Source organism: Falsiroseomonas bella (genome assembly GCF_003173615.1).
GTDB lineage: Bacteria > Pseudomonadota > Alphaproteobacteria > Acetobacterales > Acetobacteraceae > Falsiroseomonas > Falsiroseomonas bella.
On the sequence record NZ_QGNA01000002.1, the window covers coordinates 1 to 11,327 of the forward strand.

The 11,327-nt window shown below is 70.6% G+C and carries 11 protein-coding genes; 6 read left to right on the plus strand and 5 right to left on the minus strand.

Annotated elements, in window-relative coordinates; all coding sequences use genetic code 11:
• The 4 genes from DFH01_RS08310 to coaBC all read right to left on the minus strand — a co-directional run.
• On the minus strand, positions 1-1,786 hold a 1,786-nt coding region (locus tag DFH01_RS08310), incomplete at its 3' end, for a cadherin-like domain-containing protein (protein ID WP_146217016.1).
• Positions 1,787-1,863: 77 nt separating this feature from the next.
• Complete coding sequence (locus DFH01_RS08315) at positions 1,864-2,514, minus strand: hypothetical protein (RefSeq protein ID WP_158287670.1); 651 nt, start codon at positions 2,512-2,514, stop codon at positions 1,864-1,866.
• 363 nt (positions 2,515-2,877) lie between these two features.
• Positions 2,878-3,324, minus strand: a complete 447-nt coding sequence (gene dut / locus DFH01_RS08320; RefSeq protein ID WP_109869999.1) for a dUTP diphosphatase — start codon at positions 3,322-3,324, stop codon at positions 2,878-2,880.
• Positions 3,324-4,511, minus strand: coding sequence for a bifunctional phosphopantothenoylcysteine decarboxylase/phosphopantothenate--cysteine ligase CoaBC (coaBC, locus tag DFH01_RS08325; protein ID WP_109870000.1), 1,188 nt, complete (start codon positions 4,509-4,511; stop codon positions 3,324-3,326). Before coaBC ends, dut begins: the two co-directional genes overlap by 1 nt.
• A gap of 128 nt (positions 4,512-4,639) precedes the next feature.
• Between coaBC and DFH01_RS08330 the strand changes: the two genes are divergently transcribed.
• Positions 4,640-5,401: a hypothetical protein gene (locus DFH01_RS08330; protein ID WP_109870001.1), complete on the plus strand. Its 762-nt coding sequence runs from the start codon at positions 4,640-4,642 to the stop codon at positions 5,399-5,401.
• 12 nt (positions 5,402-5,413) lie between these two features.
• On the opposite strand, the gene DFH01_RS08335 is transcribed toward DFH01_RS08330, so the two are convergent.
• Positions 5,414-6,151 carry a class I SAM-dependent methyltransferase gene (locus tag DFH01_RS08335; RefSeq protein WP_109870002.1) on the minus strand — a complete coding sequence of 246 codons (738 nt, stop codon included), beginning with the start codon at positions 6,149-6,151 and terminating at the stop codon, positions 5,414-5,416.
• Positions 6,152-6,208: 57 nt separating this feature from the next.
• Between DFH01_RS08335 and mutM the strand changes: the two genes are divergently transcribed.
• The 5 genes from mutM (at position 6,209) to DFH01_RS08360 (ending at position 11,285) form a co-directional block, all read left to right on the plus strand.
• Entirely contained in the window at positions 6,209-7,108 is a 900-nt protein-coding gene (mutM, locus tag DFH01_RS08340) for a bifunctional DNA-formamidopyrimidine glycosylase/DNA-(apurinic or apyrimidinic site) lyase (RefSeq protein WP_109870003.1), read from the plus strand.
• Between the two features lie 70 nt (positions 7,109-7,178).
• A complete protein-coding gene (locus tag DFH01_RS08345; RefSeq protein WP_109870004.1) occupies positions 7,179-7,955 on the plus strand; it encodes an enoyl-CoA hydratase in 777 nt (258 codons plus the stop codon).
• A 117-nt stretch (positions 7,956-8,072) separates the two neighbouring features.
• Positions 8,073-8,351 (plus strand): 30S ribosomal protein S20, encoded by a 279-nt coding sequence (gene rpsT, locus DFH01_RS08350; RefSeq protein ID WP_109870005.1) that lies wholly within the window; start codon positions 8,073-8,075, stop codon positions 8,349-8,351.
• Between the two features lie 353 nt (positions 8,352-8,704).
• A complete protein-coding gene (gene dnaA / locus DFH01_RS08355) occupies positions 8,705-10,186 on the plus strand; it encodes a chromosomal replication initiator protein DnaA (RefSeq protein WP_109870006.1) in 1,482 nt (493 codons plus the stop codon).
• Positions 10,187-10,301: 115 nt separating this feature from the next.
• Positions 10,302-11,285 (plus strand): tripartite tricarboxylate transporter substrate-binding protein, encoded by a 984-nt coding sequence (locus DFH01_RS08360; protein ID WP_109870007.1) that lies wholly within the window; start codon positions 10,302-10,304, stop codon positions 11,283-11,285.
• Positions 11,286-11,327: the final 42 nt, after the last annotated feature.

Sequence of the window (11,327 nt, forward strand, 5' to 3'; positions counted from 1 at the left end):
CGTCTTCGTTGAAGGTCAGGCCAGCGAGACCGCCGCCCACCAGCGCGAAGGTCAGCCCGTCGCCGTCCACATCGTCGGCGAGGCCGGCGACCGAGCCGTTCAGGCTGCCATCCTCGGCCACCGTCCGCACGTCGTCCGAGACCGTCGGCGCAGCGTTGACGACCTCGATGGTGACGGTGGCGGTGTCCTGCTGGACGCCGTCGCTGACGGTGTAGGTGAAGCTGTCGGTGCCGACGAAGCCGGGTGCGGGCGTGTAGGAGAAGCTGCCGTCGTCGAACACCGACAGCGTGCCGGAACCGGCATAGTCGTAGCCGATCACCTGCAGCGGGTCGCCATCCGCATCGGTGTCGTTGACGAGCAGGCCGGGGGCATCGGCGCCGATCAGCTGGTTCGGACGCGCGCTGAACGTATCGTCCACCGCGTCCGGCGCAGCGTTGACGACCTCGATGGTGACGGTGGCGGTGTCCTGCTGGACGCCGTCGCTGACGGTATAGGTGAAGCTGTCGGTGCCGACGAAGCCGGGTGCGGGCGTGTAGGAGAAGCTGCCGTCGTCGAACACCGACAGCGTGCCGGAACCGGCATAGTCGTAGCCGATCACCTGCAGCGGGTCGCCATCCGCATCGGTGTCGTTGACGAGCAGGCCGGGGGCATCGGCGCCGATCAGCTGGTTCGGACGCGCGCTGAACGTATCGTCCACCGCGTCCGGCGCAGCGTTGACGACCTCGATGGTGACGGTGGCGGTGTCCTGCTGGACGCCGTCGCTGACGGTGTAGGTGAAGCTGTCGGTGCCGACGAACCCGGGCGCGGGCGTGTAGGAGAAGCGGCCGTCGTCGAACACCGACAGCGTGCCGGAACCGGCATAGTCGTAGCCGATCACCTGCAGCGGGTCGCCATCCGCATCGGTGTCGTTCACGAGCAGACCCGGGGCATCGGCGCCGATCAGCTGGTTCGGACGCGCGCTGAACGTATCGTCCACCGCGTCCGGCGCATCGTTGTCGCCGACGACCGTGACCGTCACCGTCGCCGTGTCGGTGCCGCCCTTCCCGTCGGAAACGGTGTAGGTGAAGGTCACATCTTCGGACTCGCCATCGTCGAGACCGTTGAAGGCGTTGCCTGCGTCGAACACCACCTGGCCGCCGACCAGGCTCACGCTGCCCTTCGCAGGCTGCGTGACGGCGGTGATAGTCAGGCTGTCGGTGTCCGCGTCGCTGTCGTTGTCGAGCAGCGTCGAAAGCGTGGTGGTCCCGTCCTCGGCCGCCGTGACGCTGTCGTTCCCGGCCTCCGGCGCGGTGTTGTCGCTTTCCACCACAGGCGCCGTGCCGGTCGCCCTCACGGTCCCGAAGCGTGGCCCGCTGCCGGCGCCGACACTGCCGACCACCGCGCCGAACTGCGCGCTACTGAACAGGTCGAGCGTCAGATCGGTGGTGGCGTGCTCGAGCGTGAAGGTCACGCTGCGGATGTCGTCGGCGCCCGCCGCGGAGGCGGTGCCGAAGACGATGCCCATGTCGAAGGCCGGCGCCGCGCCCAGCATGTGGACGCCGCCGCCGAGGTTGCTCACGGCGTTCGCACTCTGCTGCACTGTGCCGACCGCGCTGGTGGCGCCGGTCACGCTCAACCCGCCGAGCAGGCTTTCATCCGCGACCTGGAAGAACAGGCCCCGCAGGTCACCGACAAGGACGGAAGGGTTCAGTGACGCGGTGACCTGAAGCTTTCCGGCATCGGTCTGAACAACGGTGATCCGGACGCCCGGGCCACCCGCGAGGGAGAAGCTCATGGTCGGCTGCATGATGGCTTCCTCAGCGTTTCAGTGCGATTTGGCAATATAAGAGAACGCAGAAAACCCCGCTGGAACCCAGGGCCAGGTCAGCCTTGCGGGGAGTGCCTGCGGATGACGATCAGTCCGGCCAAGCCAACGGCGAGGAGGCCGAAGGCGGCGGGCGCGGGGATGGTGACTTCGGTGACCGTGACGGTCAGCGAGGTCACCCGCTCGGAGAACGCCCAGTAATAGACGTCGCCGCTCGCCGCATCCGCGAGCGAGAAGCCGAAGGTCAGCGCGGCACTGGCCGGGGCGGGCGGGAAGACAAGGTTCTGCAGCAGGTCCGCGTCGGCGGTGAGATCGTCGGTGCTGCTCTGGATCAGGGCATTCGCCAGCAGCAGGTCGCCACCGGCCTCGATGGTGCTCTGGGCGTCCACCGACGACGGAGTGACCCCGTCGAGCATCTGGATGGCGTAGAGACCGAAGGCCGAGGTCGCCCCCGTGCTGCTGTAGACGTAGACCGAGGAACCCAGCGTGACCGACACCTGCAGGGTCGAGAAGGTCGCGATGGAACTCGTCGTGCCCGGAAAGACCTGCGCCGGATCCAGCGTGAAGCGCTGCTCGATCGACATGGAGACGCCGAGAAGGCTTGGGTCGCTGCTCGTTGTCACGGCTCCGGTCGCAACGACCGTAATGATGGTTGCCGCCTGCGCAGAGGGCGCAGGCAGCGCACCGCACGCGACGAAGACCGCGACCACCAACCCGAGGATACGACGCACAACCATTTCGGGTCCCCCACAACCGTGCAGCGAAATTCCAACGGCCTCACGAAACCGGAACGCCGATCAAAGGCTAAAGCAAAGGTTGTGCCGTCGGCAAAGGGGATTGATTCAGCAGGCCTTTTCGCCGTCCGTTCCCGTCAGCACCGCCGACCTGTCAAGTTTTCCGACAGATCAGCGCCGAAACACTGTTGTGTTGCAACTAGAGGTTGCGGATTCCGGACCTAAACGAAGCGATCGTGCGGCCAATGAGACCCGGCACAGCCTCGGGGACGCGCGCGCGACGGGCCGCCGAGACGATGTTGCGCCGCGGGACTCGTTGCTGCGCGGGCCGTTACGGCCTCAGCCCGTTCCGGTGCTTCCGAAGCCGCCCTCGCCGCGGCGGGTGTAAGGCAGGCTTTCCACCTCCCGCCAGCCGGCCCTCGTCACCGGGGCGACCACCGCCTGCGCGATCCGCATCCCGCGTTCGACCGTGAAGGCCTCGCGCCCGGCATTCATCACGATCACCTGCAATTCGCCCCGGTAATCCTCGTCCACCGTGCCGGGGGTGTTGGGCAGGGTGATGCCATGCTTCAGCGCCAGCCCGGATCGCGGCCGCACCTGCAGCTCATGGCCCGCCGGCAGCGCGATGCAGAGGCCGGTCGGCACCAGGGCGCGCTCGCCCGGGCCGATGGTCAGCGGCGCGGTGACGGCCGCGACAAGGTCCATCCCCGCCGCGCCCTCCGTCGCATAGGAGGGCAGGGGCAGGCCTTCGGCATGCGGCAGGCGGGTAACCAGGATCTCCAGCATCAGGCAAGCGCCTCCGCGATTCGCGCCGCGAGGCGCCGTGCGACCTCGTCCTTCGGCAGGCGAGGCCAGTCCTCGACGCCCGCGGCGGTGACCAGGTGCACGGCGTTCTCCGCGCCGCCCATCACGTCGCCCGAGACGTCGTTCGCCACGATCCAGTCGCAGCCCTTGCGCAGCCGCTTGGCCGTCGCGTGCGCCACCACCTTCTCGGTCTCGGCGGCGAATCCGACCACCAGGCGGGGCCGCCGATCGGGGTGTGCGGCGACGGTCGCCAGGATGTCCGGGTTGAGCGCCAGTCGGATCTCGGGCGGTGCCGCGCCGGGCTCCTTCTTGATCTTCTGGGTGGGTGCCGCCTCGGGCCGGAAATCCGCGACGGCGGCGTTGAAGATGGCGGCGTCGGCGGGCAGGGCGGCCTCCACGGCGGCGAGCATGTCGCGTGCGCTCTCGATGCGGCGGAGCGCGACCCCTGCGGGGGCGGGCAGGGCGACCGGCCCGCTGACCAGCGTCACCCGCGCGCCGAGTGCGGCCAGCGCCGCCGCGATGGCGTAGCCCTGCCGGCCGGAGGAACGGTTGGCGATGTAGCGCACCGGGTCGATGGGTTCATGGGTGGGTCCGGCGGTGACGATCACATGCTTGCCCGCCAGAGGCCCGGCGGCGAGGTGCCGGGCGACGGCGTCGAGGATCGTGGCGGGCTCCGCCAGCCGCCCGACCCCGCTTTCCGGCTCCGCCATCGGTCCTTCCTCGGGCCCCACGAAGCCGACCCCGCGCGCGGCCAGCGCCGCGACATTCGCCACCGTCGCCGCATGCGCCCACATGGCGGGGTTCATCGCCGGCGCCGCGAGGATCGGCGCGCGCGTGGCGAGCAGCACGGTGGTGGCCAGGTCGTCCGCGATGCCGCCCGCCATCCGCGCCAGCAGGTTGGCGCTGGCCGGCGCCAGGACCACCAGGTCGGGCCAGCGGGCGAGCCGGATATGGCCGATCTCGGCCTCGGCAGCCCAGAGGTCGTCATGCACCCGCGCCCCGGCGATGGCGGCCAGCGCCTCCTTCGTGACGAAGCGGGCGCCGCCGGCGGTCAGGATCGGCCAGACCTCGGCCCCCGCCTTGCGGGCGAGCCGGATCAGCTCGAGCGCCTTGTAAGCGGCGACGCTGCCCGAGACGACGAGGAGGAGCTTGCAGCCTTGCAGGGTCATCGGCGCGCGACCCTAGCCGCTCGGCGCCAGGGCGGCGAGGGGAGGCATTCATAAGGCGGTCTGCATGATTCGGATCAAGGCGAGGGCGCGTCAGCGCCAGCAGGCTGCGCGGCGAGGAACATGCCCCGATGCGCCGACACCTGTTTCGCCTGCTTCTGGCCCTGCCGCTCGCCGGCTGCGTCATCCCGACCGATCCGGTTCGCCTCGCCGCCCGGGGGCCGAGCACGAATGCACAGGTGACCGCCGCCGGCCGCACGCTGGCGGAGGGCGAGCGGATCGTGCTGGTGATCCGGGAGACGCAACTCGACCCTGACCGCCTGCATCGCTGCATCGCCGACGGCATGCGCGCACGCCTGCCCGCGTCCGGACCAACGGTGGTCGCGCTGGACCCGGCGGGCGCGGCGCGGCTCTCCGCCGCGGTCCCGGCCGACCTGACCGCCGCCCTGCCCGAGGAACTGGCCCGCTTCGGGGTGGAGTGGGCCGTCGTCGTCCGTGACGGCAGCACGCGCGTCGCGACGCCGGAAAGCGGTCTCGACGGGTATGGCGGCGGCGGGGGCGGCGTGATCGGCGGCTATGTCGGCGAGCGCGTGGACTATGCGCTGTCGCTGGAGGCGACGATCCTGGACCTCCGCGAACGACGCCGGCTCGGCCGGGCGACCGCCTGGTATGCGGCACGGGGTGGCGGCGGCATCGCGGCCGGCATCGCCGGAGGTGGCGGCGGCGACGTCGCCATCGCCGTGCCCTTCGTGCTGCCGATCATCCGCGTGCCCGCGGGAACCAGCGCCCTGGCGATCTGCAACGCCTTCGGCCGCACCATCGGCGACGCGCTGGTGAGCGCCACCGCGCAGCCCGCCGCGACCGAGGCCGGGCGCGACGCCCCGCCCTCCTGATCCTCGGCGCGCCTAAAGCCGCCAGCCCGTGTGGATCGCGACGATGCCGCCCGACAGGTTGCGATACGCCACGCGCTCCAGCCCCGCGCGCTCCATCATCCCCGCCAGCGTCACCTGGTCCGGGAACTTCGCGATGCTCTCGGCGAGGTATTCGTAGCTCGCCCGGTCCTTCGCCACGCGGGCGCCGATCTCCGGCAGTACCCGGAAGTTCCAGGTCTCGTAAATCTTCTCCAGCGCCGCGACCTCGAGCTTCGAGAATTCCAGGCAGTGAAAGCGCCCGCCGGGGCGCAGCACGCGCCGCGCCTCCCGCAGCACCGCATCCTTGTCGGTGCAGTTGCGCAGTCCGAAGGCGATCGAGGCCTTCTCCACGCTGCGGTCGGGCAGCGGGATGCGCTCGGCGTCCACCACGGCGAAGCTGATGCGGTCCACGATGCCGCGGTCCAGCGCCCGTCGGCGACCGACCTCCAGCATCTCGGCATTCACGTCGGTCAGGATCACATGGCCTGCGCCGCGCTCCAGCGCGCCGAAGGCGATGTCGCCCGTGCCGCCCGCCAGGTCGAGCAGCGTCTCCCGCGGGGAGGCGGCGATCGCATTGACGAAGATGCGCTTCCAGATCCGGTGGATGCCGAGCGACATCAGGTCGTTCATCAGGTCGTAGCGCGGCGCCACGCTGTCGAAGACCTGGCGCACCAGGGAGGCCTTCTGGCCGCGCGGCACCTCGCGGAAGCCGAAATCGGTGGTCTCGTTCATCGGCGGCAACTTGGCGGAAGCCGCGCGGCCGGGCAAGGAAGCGGGGAGGGGGATCGCATGCCCGAACTGCCGGAGGTCGAGACGGTGATGCGCGGCCTGAGCGCCGTGCTGGACGGGCGGCGCATCGTCCATGCCGCCACGACGAGGCCCGATATGCGCTGGCCCTTCCCGCCGCGCCTTGCGGAGCGGCTGACAGGCGCGCGAGTCACCGGGCTCGGGCGTCGCGGGAAATACATCCTCGTCCGGCTCGACACCGCGGAGAGCCTGCTGATCCATCTCGGCATGTCCGGGCGGCTGGTGGCGCGCCCGAAGGAGGGCCCGCGCGTGCCCTGGATGGGGCCGACCGGCCGCTTCTCCGATGCGCGTGGCCATAACGGGCCGCCGGAAGCGCATGAGCACCTGGTGATGGAGACCGAGGACGGCACGCGGATCGGCTTCGTCGATCCGCGCCGCTTCGGCTGCGCGGACCTGATGCCCACGGCGGATGAGGGCGCGCACAAGCTGCTGCGCGACCTGGGGCCCGAGCCGCTGGAGGACGCCTTCACGCCCGCGGTGCTGTCGGCCGCGCTGGAGGACCGGCACACGCCGATGAAGGCGGCGCTGCTCGACCAGAAGGTCGTCGCGGGGCTCGGCAACATCTATGTGGCGGAGGCGCTGTTCCGCGCCGGCATATCCCCCCGCCGCTCGGCGCATACCGTGCCGGGCGCCCGCGCCGCGCGGCTGGTGCCGGCGATCAAGGCGGTGCTGATCGAGGCGATCGGCGCCGGTGGGTCCTCGCTGCGCGACTATGTCCGCGCGGATGGCGAGCTCGGCCGCTTCCAGGACCGCTTCGCCGTCTATGACCGGGAGGGCCAGCCCTGCCCCTCCTGCCCGGGGCCGGCGGGCGGCTGCGCGGGCGTGCAACGGATCGTCCAGGCCGGCCGGTCAACATTCTTGTGCGTCCGCGCCCAGCGTTGAGCCCCAAAGTTGAGCCGGGCCGCGAAGCGCGCTACCCGTGCCCGCCCAAGCTGCGGGACGAGGACGCGCCATGGCCCATGAGATGATCCTGGTGGAGACGCGCGGGCGCGTCGGGCTGATCACGTTGAACCGCCCGAAGGCGCTGAACGCGCTCTGCGACCAGCTGATGGAGGAGCTTGGCCAGGCGCTGCGCGCCTTCGACGCGGACCCGGCGATCGGCTGCATCGTGCTGACCGGCAGCGAGAAGGCCTTCGCGGCCGGCGCCGACATCAAGGAGATGAAGGACCGCACCTATCCGGCGGTGTATTTCGACGACTTCATCGGCAAGCGCTGGGAGACGGTGCTGACTGTGCAGAAGCCGGTGATCGCGGCGGTCGCGGGCTTCGCGCTCGGCGGCGGCTGCGAGCTTGCCATGATGTGCGACATGATCATCGCCGCCGAAAACGCGAAATTCGGGCAGCCGGAAATCAACCTGGGTATCATGCCCGGCGCCGGCGGCACGCAGCGGCTGACGCGCGCGGTCGGGAAGTCCAAGGCGATGGACATGATCCTGACCGGTCGCATGATGGACGCGGCGGAGGCCGAGCGCTCGAACCTGGCGTGCCGCGTCGTGCCCGTCGCCGATCTGGTGACGGAGGCGGTGAAGATGGGCGAGAAGATCGCGTCCCTCTCGGGGCCGTCCGTCGCGATGGCGAAGGAGGCGGTCAACGCCGCCTACGAGATGACGCTGAAGGAGGGCGTGCGCTTCGAGCGCCGCCTGTTCCTCAGCCTGTTCTCCACCGAGGACCAGAAGGAAGGCATGGCGGCCTTCGCGGAAAAGCGGCCTGCGCAGTTCCGCCATCGCTGACGCCGCAGGCGACGCATTGACTCGCGTGACGGCTGCGGATTAGAACCCGCGCCTTCGCCGGCGGGAGGACTCCCGCCGGCTCCCCATCATTCCATCCATTGGTCAGACACGCGGCACATGGCGAACACGGACTCCGCGCGCAAGCGCATCCGGCAGATCGAGAAGCGGACGGCGCGCAACCGCGCGCGCAAGTCGCGGGTGCGCACCTTCCTGCGTAAGGTCGAGCAGGCGATTGCGACGGGCGACCAGGGCGCCGCGCAGGACGCGTTCCGCGCCGCGCAGCCGGAACTGCATCGCGCGGCGACCAAGGGCGTGCTGCACGACAACACGGTGGCGCGGAAGCTCTCGCGCCTTTCTGCTCGTATCAAGGCCCTCGCGGCCCCCGGCCAGGCCTGACGGCCGGCAGGGACCAGGGGCGCGTTCGCGCTCCGGTCCCGTTGTGGGTGCGCGATGCGTCGCGCTAGGCTGCGGCGTGCGCTGCAGCCTTCGGCTGCGCATCATTACTTTTCCAAACTCGCGATTGCATTCAATCGAGCGCAGCTTTTTGCTGTGCTCTACTTTCGTGTGCGCATTCTTTTCGGGGCTCACTGAAAGTTATGATTTGCGGGTGCGGTCGGTGACGCGGTAGCTTGTTTGGAGAGCGGTGCGGTCAGGTGGGCGCATCGCTTTTCCGCGACGGGCTTTCCCGCCGTGGCGTCTCAGAGGGGCCGGCTTCGCAGGGGGGCCGGTGAGGGTGGCAGGTGCGTCTCATGGAGAAAGCGGTCGGCCCGTCGTCTCCTCCGGCCTCGGCGCAACTCGCCGAGGTCTGGGCGCGGATCCGCGGCCGTCTGCGCGAGGAATTCGGCGAGGTCGAGTACCGTACCTGGCTGCGGCAGATGACGCTGTCCTCGCTGCAGGGCGAGGAGGTGGTCATCGTGCTGCCCACTCGCTTCCTGCGCGACTGGGTGCGCAGCCACTACGGTGACCGCCTGCAGGCACTGTGGCGTGCCGAATACCCCTCCGTCCGCCGCATCGAGCTGCGCGTGGTGCCGGAGGCGGGGCGGCGCGACGCGCCGGCCGATCCGGACGAGCCGGAAGCGCGGCCGCAGCCGAACGGCCATGCCGAGGGGCGCGCCGGTTCCGTCGGCCCGCGCGCCGCGGAGCAGCGCCACGAGCCGCGTGCCGATGGGCGCGTGGATGGCCGCGCCGACTGGTCGGCGCCGCTCGATCCGCGCTTCACCTTCGACACCTTCGTGGTCGGCAAGCCCAACGAATTCGCCCATGCCTGCGCCCGCCGCGTGGCGGAGCGGCCCGCGAGCCCGGGCTTCAACCCGCTTTTCCTCTATGGCGGCGTCGGCCTCGGCAAGACGCATCTGATGCACGCAATCGCCTGGGCGATCCGCGAGCGCGGCGCGCAGGATGGCCGCGGCAGCCTGACCGTCGCCTACATGAGCGCCGAGAAGTTCATGTACCGCTTCATCGCCGCTCTGCGCAGCCAGTCCACCATGGAGTTCAAGGAATCGCTGCGCAGCGTGGACGTGCTGCTGATCGACGACCTGCAGTTCCTGATCGGCAAGGACAACACGCAGGAGGAGTTCTTCCACACCTTCAATGCGCTGGTGGATGCCGGCAAGCAGATCATCGTCTCCTCCGACAAGCCGCCGGCCGACCTCGCGGGTATCGAGGATCGCCTGCGCACGCGGCTCGGCCAGGGCATGGTCGCGGACCTGCACGCCACCACCTACGAGCTCCGCATTTCCATCCTGCAGGCCAAGGTGCAGCAGGCCGGCGTGCCCGTGCCCGACAAGGTGCTGGAGTTCCTGTCGCACAAGATCACCTCCAACGTGCGGGAGCTGGAAGGCGCGCTGAACCGCCTGATCGCCCATGCCAACCTGTTCGGTCGCCCGGTGACGATGGAGGGCGCGCAGGAGGTGCTGCACGACGTGCTGCGCGCCCATGACCGGCGCGTCACGATCGAGGAGATCCAGAAGCGCGTCGCGGAGCACTACAACATCCGCCTCTCCGACATGTCCTCGCCGCGCCGCGCCCGCAACGTGGCGCGGCCTCGCCAGGTGGCGATGTATCTGGCGAAGCAGCTCACCACCCGCAGCCTGCCGGAGATCGGCCGGCGTTTCGGCGGGCGCGACCACACCACGGTGATGCACGCCGTCAGCCGCGTGGCGGAGCTGATGCAGCAGGACAGCGCCTTCGCCGAGGATGTCGAGCTGCTGCGCCGCATGCTGGAGACCTGAGGGGGCGCCGGGCAAGCCGGCGGTTCCCCCGGCGGATTGTTATGCCGTATAAGGTTCCGGTGTCGGGCAGGCGGCCGCGCAGCAGACGGCCGCGCCGACAGGGAGGAACCGGAGCATGACACCCGCCATCGGCCGCCGTGCGGCCTTCGCGCTCGGCGCCGCCGCGCTGACCCTGCCGGGCCTCGTGCAGGCGCAGACCGTGCGCCGGAACGCGCGCCTCGTCATCGGCTTCCCGCCCGGCGGGTCCTCCGACGTGGTCGCCCGCCTCTATGCCGAGAAGCTGCGCGGCACCTATGCGCCGAGCATCGTGGTGGACGGCCGGCCCGGCGCGGCGGGGCGCATCGCGGTCGAGCATGTCCGTGACGCGGAGAAGGACGGCACCGTCTTCCTGCAGACCCCGGCCTCGATGCTGACCGTCCAGCCGCATGTCTTCCCGCGCGAGGTCCGCTACGACGCGCTGACGGACCTGATCCCGGTCAGCACCGTCTGCACCTTCCCCTTCGCGCTCAGCGTGCCGATGAACCACCCGGCGCGGACGCTGGCCGAATGGGCGGCCTGGTCGCGTGCCCAGTCGGGCGAGACGCCCTGGGCCTCGCCCGCCGCGGGCTCGGTGCCGCACTTCATCGGCATCATGCTCGGCCGCCGGCTCGGCCTCCGCCTGGAGCACGTGCCCTATCGCGGCGGCGCGCCGGCCGTGCAGGACGTGATCGGCGGCAGGCTGCCGCTGTTCATTGGCGTGCTCAGCGAGGTGCTGCCGCAGCACGGGACAGGCTTGCGCATCATCGCGGTCACCTCCGACAGCCGCTTCTCCAAGCTGCCGGACGTGCCGACCCTGGCCGAGCTCGGCTACCCCGAGCAGAGCGCCGAGGAATGGTTCGGCGCGTTGCTGCCGGCGGGCACGCCGGCGCCGGTCGTGCAGGGCCTGCACGCGGCGATCCGCAGCGCGGCCGCGCAGCCCGACCTGGTGGAGGCGCTCGGCCGGCTGGAATTCCTGCCGACCACCTCGGACAGCCCGCAGGCCTTCGCCGACCGGATCCGGCGCGAGCGCGACCTGTGGGGCGTGGTGGTGCGCGAAAGCGGGTTCCGCCCAGAGGGCTGAGGCCGGCTTGCATGCCGGCGCCGGGCGTGGCCAGGGTAGCGC